The following is a 13,338-nucleotide window of genomic DNA, read 5'->3' as shown; positions in this document are numbered from 1 at the left end:
ATATTATTAGTACTAGTGTTAAATTAAGGTCTTGAAGGATAAATTCCCTCCACACATATAATGTAGTTGACTCCTAAATACGGAGACATATTGTTAACCGGTAAATTCTGACCGATAAAAAAAACAGACTGAGGGTATAGCATAGTATCCGGAGCTGCATTTATAAAGCTCGGAACGGCCAAAAAGTCTCTTCCTGCCTGTGTCCCGCTTACTGCAAGAGATGTTGTAGACGTTGGTACAGCTGTTGTCGCATTAGCCGAAGATACTTTTAACTGACTTGCGAAGCTTGGTAGATTAGAGGCAAGAAGTGTATTTGTAGGAGTGCCGCTTGCTTCTCCCAATTCATAATACTGCCCTGTTGTAGATTGTCCTGCACTAATTGGAACACGTCCGTTTAGATTGGGTAGAGCAAAAGTTCTGACACCATCACCACCGTAAGTGGTTCCTAAGATCGAGAAAAGAGCAGAGTACTGCGAAATGCTTAGAAGAGCTCCGTTGCAGAACATATAACCTACCGGCGGAAAATTTCCTGCGAACGTCTTGATTACGCCCATTAATTCGTCATCCATGATAATATAAATTTTCAGTTTTTTTAAAATTCCTACTCTGTTTATGGCTTTTCGGATACCGCCAGAAAATCTTTAAAAACTTATGTCTTATTGACATGTCAAAGTAACAACAATAGAAATATTTGCCATAGAGTAGAAAATACCAAATTGCAGATTACGTATTTTTACGGATTTGTTGTAAATATAATAATTATTTGTCTTATTTAACAAATATATAGTTGTGTAAATTGGTTATGTTTGAATTATTAATCTTGATATTTGTTTATTGGTTTTTATATTGTAATTTCGGTATTTTTCATGTTTCTTTTGTGTGAAAGAAAATAATGTCAGGATTTAGGTGTTTTATTTATTAAAGTTTATTCTCTCAGAACGCGTTCTATTTAGTATTTTTGTGTAAATCCAATTAAAACTAAAAATGAACGAATTTGTAGTATCAGAACTAAAAAACAACATTGCCGAAATTACATTCGGAACTCCGAAAAGCAACTCGCTTCCGGGAGCCATTCTTGAAAAATTAGCACAGACCATTCTGGATGAAGGTGCGAAAGAAGAAGTAAAAGCCATTCTTGTAAAAAGTGAAGGTGAAAAAGCTTTCTGTGCGGGAGCAAGTTTCGATGAACTTCTGGAAATTGAGGAACTCGAAAAATCCACAAAATTTTTCGGAGGTTTTGCCAAAGTTCTGAATGCAATGAGAAACTGCGGAAAAATAGTTGTTGTGAGAGTTCAGGGAAAAACTACAGGTGGTGGAGTTGGAATTGCGTGTGGAGCAGACTACTGTTTTGCAACCAAAGACTCTGCATTAGCCTTAACGGAAATTAATCTCGGAATCGGACCATTCGTGATCGGACCGTATGTGGAAAGAAAAATCGGAAAGTCTCAGTTTTCGGCAATGGCAATTGATGCAGATTTCAGATCGGCAGAATGGGCAGAACAGCACAATATCTATCATTCGGTATCAGAAACCATTGAAGAAATGGATGCCAAGCTGGAAAAATTCCTTCAGACTCTGGCTTCAAGAAGCAGCGATGCATTAGCTTTAATTAAAAAGGTTTCATGGGAAGGAACGGATCATTTCAATGAATTAATGCCTGCAAGAATTCACATGAGTGCCAGTTTAATACTGGAAGACTCGGCTAAGAAAAACATCGGAGCCATTAAAGAGAGATTAAGAGCAAAATAATAATCATAAAGCCGTTGAGAAATCAGCGGCTTTTTTATACATTCTTTTTTCAAAAAAATATTTTGCAGATTCAAAATAAATATTAACTTTGTAATTCAAAGTTCTTTTTATGGAATCAAAAAACTATCACGAAGACCTATCACATATTCGCTCCATGATGGAGCGTTCTTCCAGATTTATTTCTTTGAGCGGATTGTCCGGAGTTGTTGCCGGTTTAGCAGCAATTATCGGAGCGGTATATGTTTATTTTGTTTTTCAGAGAGAGGGGATTGATTATTTTGACGGGGAAAGAAATATTTTCAGACCATCATTGGTAAAAGAACTTGTCATCATTGGGGTTGTTATTCTAGGTGTGGCATTGCTCAGTGGTTATATTTTTACAGCCAATAAAAGCAGAAAGAAAGGTTTGAAGATCTGGGATGCGACAACTAAAAGACTTTTGGTTACCTTTGCAGTTCCTTTGATAACGGGAGGTTTCTTTTGTCTGGCACTTCTTTATCATCATCTTTTTGTGTTTATTGCTCCGGCAACATTGCTGTTCTACGGACTGGCTCTGGTAAGTGCAGAACGATACACCTTAACGGATATAAAATATTTAGGCTATTGTCAGATTGTTTTAGGGCTAATTTCCTTATTCTTTTTAGGATGGGGACTGGTTTTCTGGACAATAGGATTTGGTGCGTTGCATATTGTTTATGGATTGATAATGCATAAGAAATACAAATAGAATTGTGAAAAAGTGGGGGATATTTTTAATCATTATTTTTGCAATGGTTATCTGCAGAACTTATTTATTCCGGATATTTTTCTCTTATGATACAATTAAAGAAAGAAAGGTTTTAGATATTACTAACGAAAAACTTAAAAATCGGTTAAAGGAAACGGAAAACAATACGTCTGTAGAAGATCTCATTCAGAATTCTTTGAAGGAAACTGCTTCTACCCTTAGTTTTTCATTTTATAAATGTGATCATGAAACAGATAAATTAGTAGAAACCAAAAAAGCAAACTGTATCGGTTATTCGGCATTTTTAGCTTCTGTTATTCAATTCAAATTGAAGCAAAGCGGGTTGGAAAACGAATGGAAAGTTCATCATAACGTCGGAGAAATTTATTTAGTGAATGAAAATATCAACAGACATTTCAATTCCGGTTTTTTTAAAGATCATGATTTTGTAACCGTTGAAAATGTAAAAACAAAGGAAACAATCGGCGTTGATGCAACAGTGTATGATTATTTCAGAATAGAAAGGATAAAATTAAAATGATAAATATAAATCAACTCAATAAAGAATTCGAAAGCCGTGTAAGATTGGGCATTATGTCTGTTCTCATGGTAAATGACTGGGTTGATTTCTCAGAAATGAAAAGCCTGCTGGAAATTACGGACGGAAATCTTGCCAGTCACAGCAATGCGCTGGAAAAAGCTGCATATATAGAAGTGAAGAAAGAATTTGTGGGCAAGAAACCCAAAACATCGTATCGGGTAACCCAAAATGGAAGAGAAGCCTTTACGGAACATCTTAATGCTTTGGAAAAATTACTCGGAAAATAGAGATTAATTTTTTTATTTTTAAACTTTGAAATACAAAGTACTTTTAATAATTTAAAACAAAAATTATGACTTTAGAAAAACAAAAAACAACCATCATTTTCGCAGTTCCTACATTATTGATGCTTACGGCATTTTTTGCCAATCTTTTTGCAGAAGGCTGGAATTGGTCACCTGCTGATTTTGCTGTTGCGGGCGGACTGCTTTTCGGAACCGCATTCTTTATCAATCTGGTCATCCGATCGAAAAAAGCTTTACCTTATAAACTGCTGATCTGCTTTGTGATTTTATTAGTTCTGGCTTTGGTGTGGATCGAGCTGGCAGTCGGACTTTTCGGAACTCCTTTCGCGGGAAGCTAATGTTGTAAAAAAACTAAAACATAAATGAACAGGAAAACATTTTTAAAAAAGATCTTTCAGCTTTCTGTAATAGGAGCATTTCCTCTTTTCTATTCATGGCAGATTGAACCGTTTTGGCTTGAGTTTGTAGAACGGAAACTTCCGGTTAAAAATTTATCCCCAAATCTTGAAGGAAAAATCCTGATGCAGATTTCTGATCTCCACGTTGGAACCCGCTTCGACTGGAATTTCATTATCGATTCTTTTCAGAAAGCTAAAAAGTACAATCCTGATTTTGTAGTGTACACAGGAGATTTTGTTAATCGGGGAGGAGCTAAAGAAACAGAAGACCTTAAAAAAGTGATGCAACACGCTGTGTTGGGAAATCTGGCAACATTCGGAATTCTGGGAAATCACGATTACGGAAAAGACTGGCAGGATCTTCAGTCGTCCGACAATATCTGCAATATTCTGGAAGGCTTCGGAATCACAATGCTGAATAATGCGCAACAGGAAAGCAGCGGACTCAATTTTATCGGTTTTGAAGATTTATGGTCACCCAATTTTGCACCGCATAAAGTGATGAAAGATTATGATCCTTCCAAGGCAAATATTATTCTCTGTCATAATCCTGATGCTTGTGATAAAGATATCTGGAATGGTTATCAGGGTTGGATTCTGAGCGGACATACGCATGGAGGACAGTGCAGAATTCCCGGAGTCATTACGCCTCTGCTTCCCGTGAAAAACAGAAAATATATTTCCGGAGAAATTGATCTTGAAGATGGAAGAAGGCTTTACATCAACCGTGCGTTGGGACATTCTTTTCAGGTTCGCTTTATGGTGCGTCCGGAAATTACGGTTTTTACTTTAAGACAAGGATAAATGATGAAACTGGGACTTAAAATTTTTGCATTGGGAATATTGGTGATCATAATTTTTACCATAGATTTTCCTTTAAGAGAAAAGGCACTGTATGGTAAATACGTCAATACAAATTACGAAAATCCGATTTGCTGTGTTGAAGCTCCTCATGAACCGGATACTTTGATCTTATTCCGTGACGGACATTTTGAAAGCGGATTTTATGGGAAAGGTCGGTTTGAGGTTAGTAACGGGCTTGTTTCCAGAATTATATTGCATTATATAAGTGATGGAGAACCAGCATTAGGTAATACTTATTTTTCGAATAAACTTTTTGAAAAGCCAAAAATTATTCTGAACGCAGATATGAATCATGTCTATACTAAAAGCGATTAAAATTATAAACTATGAATGAAAAAACAATTATAAATATTGGGAAAACTCTGTTTTGGCTTTCATTTATTTTAGGAAGCATCTCTTTGTTCGGGTATGCTCTCACTAAAAATGATTTACTTGTTGAAGGTGGAATTTTGGTTTTGGAATATGGATTTGTAGTTAATATGATTGTTCTTGTTACTCTATTAATCTACGGAATTGTTCATAAGAGTAAACTCAATGCCTGTCTTAAATCTTCAGGAATTATGCTGATTAATATTCCCGTAGCAATAATTTATATCATTATTGGAGTTCAGCTTGTTTCAATTAATTTTTTAAACTCATAAACTATGAAAAAAATACGTGTTAAATTTCTTCTGTTCGTCTATAATAAAACCCAGAAACTGTACAGAACCTATTTCAAGAAAAAGAAAAGGCAGTGGCAGTTTACCGAAAAACAACTGCTGGAATTTCAGGAAGATTCTCTGGGCAGAAAACTGGGAGAATTTTATAAAAAACATGGTTTCACGATGATTCCCAAAATGGAAAATCACGATGTTCATCATCTTATTACAGGATGTGGAACCAATTTCGAGGACGAAATCGCCATGCAGTTTCTCCTGTTAGGAAACGGGAAACTCAACGCCCATCTTTTGGCAGCGATTGTTTTGGGCAGCATCATTTTACCGGAATATTACAGACTCTACATCAAAGCCTACAAAAAAGGACAAAATATGCGTCCGTTTTACCAGTGGGATTTTGAAGCTTTGCTCTGGCAGAATTTTGAGCATCTGAAAGATTTCATTCAACAGAAGAATACCGCTGTTTTATATTAATTATGGAAAGGGTAAAATTTAGTCCCGTCGGAAAAGGTCTGTTTCTGATTTCGTGGCTGCTTGGAACCATCATCTTATTGGCATTCTGGATCTCCGAATCTTGGTTTTTTGTCTGGCTCGGATTTTATTATGTCGTTATTGCCGTTGTTATCAACATGATTGTTTTCTGCTCCGAATTGCTGACTTTTTTAACAGATGTTTCAGATAAAAAATCTCACGGAAACTCAGCTTTGCTGATTTTGTTGAATATTCCGATTGCCGCCTTTTACTTTTTTATTTTCACCAACATTTAAACTAACCTATGAAAACACATCACTATATATTTCTTACGACCCTGCTTTTTGTCATTGTATTTTATGATCAGAATGTAGGTCTCAATCTCGGAATTATCGGAATTATTTATGCCGTGCTTACTTTCTTCAGAACGCCTGAACGAAACCGGACCAAAACGTTTATTTTTCTTTTCGTAACGAGCATTATTTCGAGTGCTGCGTTTGCGTGGTACGGAGATTTTCCGTCCTTTCTGGCGGTTATCACTTCATTATTATTGTTAGGATACCGATCCCGAAACCGAAGAATGAAAATCCTTTTGCTGGTTCCGGTTTTTGTGACAAACTGTTTTACAGAGTTTTTCAGAATCCTGAATTTCGATGCATGGCTTCCCAAAAGAAACGTTTCCGGTTTGTGGCAGAAAACACTGGCTTTTGTAATAATTCCTTTAATTCTGATCTCCGTTTTCTTCGGAATTTATTCCGCGGGAAGCGATCATTTTGCCAATTTATTCACGAATGTAGAGCTGGATATTAATTTCTGGCAATTGTTGGCAATGATCTTTTTAGGCTTTTTTATCGCATTCAATTACTGGAATTTCGCCGTTGAACGGTTTATTTACAAAAGCAACCGATTGCTGGATAACAATTTCGGGGAGAAAGATAAAATTCAGAAAGCCACCTATTCTTTTCTTGATCTCGATGCTGAAAGAATGAGCGGTCTAATTTCTTTACTGGCGCTGAATGTTCTGCTTGTCTTTTTTATCATTACCTATAATTATGAACAGTTCTATGAGTCGATAAAAAGTCCTGTTAAACTTTCCGAAGAAACGCATGAAAGAGTAAATGCAGTCATTCTTTCAATCATCATGTCGATTCTGGTGATTATGTTTTACTTTAAATCGAATTTCAATTTTGATCCGAAAGCCGGACTAATGAAAATATTAGCCAAAGTCTGGATTTTTCTGAATGCTGTTCTCGTTATTTCTGCCATGGTGAAAAACTCAGAATACATCATCAATTATGGTTTTACCTACAAAAGACTGGGTGTTTATGCATTTTTGATATTGGCTTTAATTGGCTTGGTCACCACTTTTATTAAAATTCAAAAGCAGAGGAGAAACGTTTTCCTTTTCAATACGATGGCATGGTATATTTACGGAGTCATCCTTGTTTGCAGCTACATCAATTGGGGCGGCATCATCACTTTTGAAAATATGAAACGGAAAGATTTTGCTTTAAACTACCATAAAACTCAAATTAATTTCAGTGAGAAGCAATTGCTGAATTATGCCGAAGAACATCAGGATAATGCCTTAAAATCCGAAATTCTGAATTTAGAAAGAGTGAAATTCCAGAAAAATGAAAAATTTCTTTCTCAGGTTCTTTATTATCAGAATTTAAAGTAAGAAGATCTTCGGTCAAACCTCACAGGTTTCAAAAACCTGTGAGGTTTTTATTGTCAATAAAAACTTAACTATAATCAATTTAAAAATGATCAGAAAATTAAAAAATAGCAAAAGATTTGAAATCACTTTATTGTTGGTATTAATGACACTTTTTTGTTTCAGTCTTTCAATTTCCAGATATTACATCAGTGAAACGAAAGTGTTTTTATTTCTTAACTGGAATTTGTTTCTTGCCTGGATTCCTTTTTTTATCAGCAGTTTTTTAGTAATTTTTAAAATCAGAAGTAAATTATCACTTGCTGTAGCAATCGCTGTTTGGATTGTATTTTTTCCCAATTCACCATATATTCTTACTGACCTTTTTCATCTGAAAAGTAGAAATGCAATTCCGATCTGGTATGATTTGGTGGTCATTCTTTCGTATGCATGGACAGGATTATTTTGTGGATTCGTTAGTTTGCTTGACATTGAAAAACTATTGTCAGATTATTTTAAACCAAGAATCATCAACTTCCTTACGTTTTCGTTTTTATTCATAGCGAGTTTTGGTGTTTATCTGGGAAGATTTTTACGGTGGAACAGTTGGGATATTCTCAGCAATCCTTTTGGGCTTTTCAATGATATTGCTGTAAGAATTATCCGATGGACTATACAAAAACATGGGGAGTAACTGTTTTGATGGGAGTAATGCTCAATTTTATGTACTTTATGATGAAGTCTGTAAATAATCTTAACAGGGAAGTTATTGTTATAAAAAATTAAAAAGGGTTATTGTTTATTGAAAAATCTCAGTCAATGGAACAATTTTGGCATCTCCATAAACTTTAAAAATCAAGACGGTTTTAGATCGTATTCAAAAAATAATTGTTATGAAAAAGTTCTTAGTATTGATCCCGTTACTCATAGTTTCGTGTAAAAAAGAATCTGCTTATGTTGAAACTCAGGATAAAGATTCAGTAATCATGAGCGAGCAACCCGATACTGCTCCGAAAATGGATTCCGCAGCCGTAAAGATGAAGGATTCTGTAATCAACAATGCACCGAAAACCAAAGAAGTTCTTAAAACAGGAGTGATGAGAACGGTAAAAGATGGTAAAATTACCAGAACTGTAGATGCAGAGCAGTTTCCGATTACTTTAGGAGAAGAATTTACGAAAGACGGACAGGAATTTATTCTGAAAATCATCAATTTCAATAAATCCAAAATACAGGCTAAAATTTCAACAAATGAAAAGGATTTCAATATCAGATTCAATCAGATTAAACTTCCCAATGGAGATTTCGACGGACCTTTCGGAAGAGAAATTACCTATGATGTAAAAGATAAAGGTGAAATCTGGCTGATCATCGGGAAAAGCAATATGGCTTCCGGTAATACAAAAGGCAGTTTTACCGTAAGCGTAGAATAATTTTCATCATTTTGGTACAGTTTATGCAAGCAAAACTTTAAAATTTATCATTATGAAAAATATATTTTTGACGGCGGCAGTAGCTTCAGTAGCTCTTGTAAGTTGTGAAACGGTGCAGTCGTTGGTTCAGAATACATTTCCTTATACAGCCAATGTGTTAGTTTCCACAGGAGTTCCCGCCGATAAAGAAGTTTCTTCTACTTCTACTGCGTCTAATGTTCAGACGTGGTTTGGAGGGAATAACAATGCGAAGATTAAAGACGTAAGAATATCGGATGCCAAAGTTTCCGTAGTTTCTCCGGCAGGAGGAAGCCTGAATGCTTTTAAATCGATAAAAGTATACATTTCATCGAGCGGAACAGGAGAAAGACTGGTTGCTTCAAGAACCAATATTTCTACAGATGCTTCAAGTTTAAATCTTGATCTTGCAACCTCAGGATTTTTGGATGAGGTGGTAAAAAGTACGGGGGTTACCGTAAGAACGGTTTATGAACTGAAGAACCAGACAAGTTCGGACATGAACCTTAGAATTGCACTAAATTTCAGCAGCGTTCCTGCGAATTAGTTTTTTTATAAAAGTTTATTTTAAAAAACGTCTTTCAGATTTCTGAAAGACGTTTTTGCTTTTTTTTATAGAAAAGATTATTTAAAATCTATCAGTTCAACATCAAAAATAAGGGTTGCTCCCGGAGCAATTACGCCGCCCGCTCCGTTGTCTCCGTATGCAAGATCAGACGGAATATAAAATCTGTATTTTGCACCTTTCGACATCAGTTGAATTCCTTCTGTCCATCCTTTGATAACGCTGGAAATATTTAATTCAATAGGCTGTCCTCCGTTTTTATCTGTAGAATCGAAAACCGTTCCGTCCATTAATTTCCCGGTGTATTTTACATTAGCTGTGCTTGAAGCTGTAGGCTTTGCTTTACCATCCCCCTCTTTAAGAACTTCATACTGTAAACCGCTTGCCGTGGTTTTAATGTTTTTGTTCAGTTTATTTTTAGCTAAAAACTCGGCTCCTTTCTTTTTGTTTTCATCTGCTTTTACTTTTGCTTCAGCCTGCTTTTTTTCGTTCTGCTTCTGCATAAAGCCCTGCAAAAAGGCTCCCATTTCTTCTTTCGGGAATAAACTTGGCTTATCTCCGAAAGCATCTTTAAAACCTTGTGTCAATAATTCAGGATCTGCCGGAAAGCCCTGCTTCTTCATGTTTTCAGCAATATCAAGACCGATGTAATAAGACGCTTTCTGCTCGTCTGTATAAGATTTCTGAGCGAATGCAAAATTTACTCCTGTTAAAAGAACTAAGGTAAATAACGTTTTTTTCATTGTTGATTGTAAATATATTTTCTGCGAATTTAAGCTTTTGTAACGGAATCCATCACAATAGTTACCGGTCCGTCATTAATTAACGAAACTTTCATGTCTGCTCCGAAGATTCCGCTTTCGGTTTTCAGTCCGGATTTTGAAATTTCTTCTTTAAAATAATCAAATAAGGGAATCGCTTTATCCGGTTTTGCGGCTTTAATGAAAGAAGGACGGTTTCCTTTTTTGTAATCGGCAATAAGGGTAAACTGACTGATGCATAATATCTCTCCCTGAATATCCTGAACAGAAAGATTGAGTTTCCCTTCTTCATCCCCGAAAATTCTGAGGTTTAAAATTTTCTGTACAAGCCAGTCTGCATCGCTTTTTTCATCATTTTCATCAATTCCTACCAGAAGCATTAAACCGTGTCCTATTTCCCCGACCACTTTTCCATCCACTTTTACGCTGGATTCTGAAACTCTTTGTATGACAACTTTCATTTTTAATAATAAATATTTAAAATTTTCCCTGAAGGATCATAATTGTAAAGATACGTTTTCGGCTGTACATTGGCTACCGCAGTGGGTTGTCCGGTTAACAATATCCATTGGGCATTGTCTTTAGGGCAGACAATTCTGATGTTGTCCTGAACTTCCAGAGTGGTATTGCTGTCGGGACAGATGTGAGGCGCGTTTCTGTCGTAGGCTTTAAAAGAATTGTCGGATGCTCTTACTACGATTAGCCCCTTCGTTCCGGATTGCTGCTCATTGATGTAAACCCAGCCACCAACCTGATTCAGTGCGTAGTAAGCAGGAAGGTTCAGATTTAGTGTAACATTGATCGGATTACTTGGAAAGCAACTTACGGTGTCTTCACGGCTTCCGCAGGAATGTATAGATAAATTACTGAAAATCAATAATGTGATGATAGATAATATTGAAAAAGTTTTTTTCATTTCAATTTAAATTTTTATATATTTGTAAAAATTAAACGATTATTACACGAAAACATTGTCCGGCAAATGTCGGATTATTTTTTTATACTAAAACTAAATTTTGAAAATTATGGCAAGCTATGTTACAAAGGAGGGATTAGAGAAAATGAAAGCTGAGCTGGAACAGTTGGAAACTGTAGAGAGACCAAAAATTACTCAGCAGATCGCAGAAGCAAGAGACAAAGGAGATTTGTCGGAAAATGCAGAATATGATGCGGCAAAAGAAGCTCAGGGAATGCTTGAAATGAGGATTTCTAAGCTGAAAGATGTGATCTCCACTTCAAAAATCATAGACGAAAGTCAGCTGGATACTTCAAAAGTTTCAATTCTTACAACGGTAAGACTTAAAAATAATGCAACCAATCAGGAGCAGGTATTTACTTTGGTTCCGGATAACGAAAGCGACCTGAAATCCGGAAAGATCTCAGTAAACACGCCGATTGCAAAAGGACTGCTTGGAAAAGCGGTAGGAGAAACCGCAGATATCACGTTACCAAACGGAAACAAACTTTCTTTTGAAGTATTGGATATTACCCTGTAAATAACTGTTGTTTAATTTTCTAATCTTTAACATTTTTAAATTAAAATGAGCACAATATTCACAAAAATCATCAATGGCGATATTCCCTCTTATAAAATTGCCGAAGATGAAAACTTTATTGCGTTTCTGGATGCAATGCCTTTAGTAAAAGGACACACATTGGTTGTTCCCAAGAAAGAAGTTGATTTAATTTTTGATCTGGACAGCGAAGAATACAAAAACCTTTGGGGTTTTTCTCAGGAAGTTGCCAAAAAAATTAAAAAAGCAATACCTTGTGTGAGAGTTGGGGTGGCTGTTGTAGGATTAGAAGTTCCTCATGCACATATTCATCTTATCCCGCTCAATACTGTGGAAGATATGAATTTTAAAAATGAGCGATTAAAACTTACGGGTGAAGAATATACCGAAATTCAGAACTCAATAATTAATTCTTAAAAATAAAGGAACTCGTAAAGCAGATTTTTACGAGTTTCTTTAATCTATACCTTATATATTTAGATCTAAAAAATGAATTCAAACCAATGTTCTTTCTGCGGAAGAAAGAGAAATGAAGTGCAGATGCTGATTTCAGGTCAAAACGGCTTTATTTGCGAGAATTGTATCGAGCAGGCTCATGCAATCGTGAAGGACAGCAGTTCAAAATCAGGATATGCTCCGGCAGAAAATATAAACGAACTTAAGAAACCGAAAGAGATTAAAGAATTTCTCGATCAGTACGTAATCGGGCAGGATCAGGCAAAAAAGCAATTGTCGATTGCCGTGTACAATCACTACAAAAGATTACTTCACGCTCAGGACGAAAACAGAGAAGTAGAGCTGGAAAAATCGAACATCATCATGATTGGTGAAACTGGAACCGGAAAAACATTACTGGCAAAAACTATTGCCAGAGAACTGAATGTTCCTTTCTGTATCGTGGATGCTACGATTTTAACGGAAGCCGGTTATGTAGGCGAAGATGTGGAAAGTATCCTTTCAAGGCTTTTAATGGTTGCCGATTATGATGTGGAAAAAGCGGAAAAAGGAATTGTTTTTATTGATGAAATTGATAAAATCGCCAGAAAATCTGATAATCCGAGTATTACAAGAGACGTTTCCGGAGAAGGAGTTCAACAGGGATTACTTAAATTACTGGAAGGAAGTATCGTAAATGTTCCGCCACAGGGAGGAAGAAAACATCCCGATCAGAAATATATTCAGGTAAATACACAGAATATTTTGTTTATCGCGGGTGGAGCCTTCGACGGGATCAAAGAGATCATCGAAAGAAGAATGAACAAACAGGCAATTGGTTTCAGTTCAGAAAAAATCAATAAAACGGATGAAGACGAGTATATATTAACGAATATTAATGCCATTGACCTTCGGTCTTTCGGATTAATTCCTGAGCTTTTGGGAAGATTCCCGATCATTACTTACCTGGATAAACTTACGAAAGAAACCATGGTAAGAATTATGAAAGAACCTAAAAATTCTATTGTGAACCAGTTTATTGAGCTTTTTAAAATGGACGGAACAGATCTGAAATTTACAGACGGAGCCATTGAAAAAATTGTTGAAGAAACTATTGAAAAAGGTTTAGGAGCAAGAGGGCTGAGAGGAACTACGGAAAAAGTGCTTGAGGATTATATGTTTTCTATAGGGGAAGAAAAAGAAATAATATTAACGGAAGATAATATTTTTGTTAATACATAAAA

The 13,338-nt window shown here is 35.8% G+C and carries 21 protein-coding genes; 17 read left to right on the top strand and 4 right to left on the bottom strand.

Features of this window, described 5'->3' with window-relative positions; all coding sequences use genetic code 11:
- Positions 1-23 precede the first annotated feature (23 nt).
- Positions 24-569 carry a phage tail protein gene (locus AC52CF_RS18190; protein WP_214588460.1) on the bottom strand — a complete coding sequence of 182 codons (546 nt, stop codon included), beginning with the start codon at positions 567-569 and terminating at the stop codon, positions 24-26.
- A gap of 415 nt (positions 570-984) precedes the next feature.
- Between AC52CF_RS18190 and AC52CF_RS18185 the strand changes: the two genes are divergently transcribed.
- The 14 genes from AC52CF_RS18185 (at position 985) to AC52CF_RS18120 (ending at position 9,366) form a co-directional block, all read left to right on the top strand.
- A complete protein-coding gene (locus AC52CF_RS18185; RefSeq protein WP_214588461.1) occupies positions 985-1,749 on the top strand; it encodes an enoyl-CoA hydratase/isomerase family protein in 765 nt (254 codons plus the stop codon).
- 109 nt (positions 1,750-1,858) lie between these two features.
- Positions 1,859-2,476 (top strand): hypothetical protein, encoded by a 618-nt coding sequence (locus AC52CF_RS18180; RefSeq protein ID WP_214588462.1) that lies wholly within the window; start codon positions 1,859-1,861, stop codon positions 2,474-2,476.
- Positions 2,477-2,480: 4 nt separating this feature from the next.
- Positions 2,481-3,017 carry a hypothetical protein gene (locus AC52CF_RS18175; protein WP_290266156.1) on the top strand — a complete coding sequence of 179 codons (537 nt, stop codon included), beginning with the start codon at positions 2,481-2,483 and terminating at the stop codon, positions 3,015-3,017.
- Complete coding sequence (locus AC52CF_RS18170; protein WP_214588464.1) at positions 3,014-3,304, top strand: winged helix-turn-helix domain-containing protein; 291 nt, start codon at positions 3,014-3,016, stop codon at positions 3,302-3,304. The genes AC52CF_RS18175 and AC52CF_RS18170 overlap by 4 nt, the downstream gene beginning before the upstream one ends.
- Positions 3,305-3,369: 65 nt before the next feature.
- Positions 3,370-3,660, top strand: a complete 291-nt coding sequence (locus AC52CF_RS18165; protein WP_214588465.1) for a hypothetical protein — start codon at positions 3,370-3,372, stop codon at positions 3,658-3,660.
- Positions 3,661-3,684: 24 nt separating this feature from the next.
- Positions 3,685-4,524, top strand: coding sequence for a metallophosphoesterase (locus tag AC52CF_RS18160; RefSeq protein WP_214588466.1), 840 nt, complete (start codon positions 3,685-3,687; stop codon positions 4,522-4,524).
- Positions 4,525-4,899, top strand: a complete 375-nt coding sequence (locus AC52CF_RS18155) for a hypothetical protein (protein WP_214588467.1) — start codon at positions 4,525-4,527, stop codon at positions 4,897-4,899. It begins immediately after the preceding gene.
- An 11-nt stretch (positions 4,900-4,910) separates the two neighbouring features.
- Positions 4,911-5,225: a hypothetical protein gene (locus tag AC52CF_RS18150; protein WP_214588468.1), complete on the top strand. Its 315-nt coding sequence runs from the start codon at positions 4,911-4,913 to the stop codon at positions 5,223-5,225.
- A 3-nt stretch (positions 5,226-5,228) separates the two neighbouring features.
- Positions 5,229-5,714, top strand: coding sequence for a Coq4 family protein (locus AC52CF_RS18145; protein ID WP_214588469.1), 486 nt, complete (start codon positions 5,229-5,231; stop codon positions 5,712-5,714).
- 2 nt (positions 5,715-5,716) lie between these two features.
- Positions 5,717-6,007: a hypothetical protein gene (locus tag AC52CF_RS18140; RefSeq protein WP_214588470.1), complete on the top strand. Its 291-nt coding sequence runs from the start codon at positions 5,717-5,719 to the stop codon at positions 6,005-6,007.
- Positions 6,008-6,015: 8 nt separating this feature from the next.
- Positions 6,016-7,392, top strand: a complete 1,377-nt coding sequence (locus tag AC52CF_RS18135; protein ID WP_214588471.1) for a DUF4153 domain-containing protein — start codon at positions 6,016-6,018, stop codon at positions 7,390-7,392.
- A gap of 85 nt (positions 7,393-7,477) precedes the next feature.
- The gene (locus AC52CF_RS18130; protein WP_214588472.1) at positions 7,478-8,062 is read left to right on the top strand and encodes a DUF1361 domain-containing protein; all 585 of its coding nucleotides are present in this window, start codon (positions 7,478-7,480) and stop codon (positions 8,060-8,062) included.
- A gap of 199 nt (positions 8,063-8,261) precedes the next feature.
- A complete protein-coding gene (locus AC52CF_RS18125) occupies positions 8,262-8,801 on the top strand; it encodes a hypothetical protein (protein ID WP_214588473.1) in 540 nt (179 codons plus the stop codon).
- A 52-nt stretch (positions 8,802-8,853) separates the two neighbouring features.
- Entirely contained in the window at positions 8,854-9,366 is a 513-nt protein-coding gene (locus tag AC52CF_RS18120; RefSeq protein WP_214588474.1) for a hypothetical protein, read from the top strand.
- Between the two features lie 77 nt (positions 9,367-9,443).
- Here the strand turns inward: AC52CF_RS18120 and bamJ are convergent, their stop codons facing one another.
- The 3 genes from bamJ to AC52CF_RS18105 are packed head-to-tail and all read right to left on the bottom strand — an operon-like array spanning position 9,444 to position 11,061.
- A complete protein-coding gene (gene bamJ, locus AC52CF_RS18115) occupies positions 9,444-10,127 on the bottom strand; it encodes a BamJ family beta-barrel-assembly machinery protein (protein WP_214588475.1) in 684 nt (227 codons plus the stop codon).
- A gap of 29 nt (positions 10,128-10,156) precedes the next feature.
- Positions 10,157-10,606: a D-aminoacyl-tRNA deacylase gene (gene dtd, locus AC52CF_RS18110; RefSeq protein WP_214588476.1), complete on the bottom strand. Its 450-nt coding sequence runs from the start codon at positions 10,604-10,606 to the stop codon at positions 10,157-10,159.
- Positions 10,607-10,608: 2 nt separating this feature from the next.
- A complete protein-coding gene (locus AC52CF_RS18105) occupies positions 10,609-11,061 on the bottom strand; it encodes a hypothetical protein (protein WP_214588477.1) in 453 nt (150 codons plus the stop codon).
- Between the two features lie 109 nt (positions 11,062-11,170).
- Between AC52CF_RS18105 and greA the strand changes: the two genes are divergently transcribed.
- The 3 genes from greA to clpX all read left to right on the top strand — a co-directional run bounded on the left by greA (position 11,171) and on the right by clpX (position 13,336).
- Positions 11,171-11,641, top strand: a complete 471-nt coding sequence (gene greA / locus AC52CF_RS18100; RefSeq protein ID WP_076395207.1) for a transcription elongation factor GreA — start codon at positions 11,171-11,173, stop codon at positions 11,639-11,641.
- 45 nt (positions 11,642-11,686) lie between these two features.
- A complete protein-coding gene (locus AC52CF_RS18095) occupies positions 11,687-12,076 on the top strand; it encodes an HIT family protein (protein ID WP_214588478.1) in 390 nt (129 codons plus the stop codon).
- 72 nt (positions 12,077-12,148) lie between these two features.
- A complete protein-coding gene (clpX, locus tag AC52CF_RS18090; protein WP_214588479.1) occupies positions 12,149-13,336 on the top strand; it encodes an ATP-dependent Clp protease ATP-binding subunit ClpX in 1,188 nt (395 codons plus the stop codon).
- Positions 13,337-13,338: the final 2 nt, after the last annotated feature.

It is taken from the genome of Chryseobacterium sp. 2P (assembly GCF_059579425.1).
Note: the sequence above shows the minus strand (reverse complement) of the source record. Positions and strands in the feature narration are given on the sequence as shown.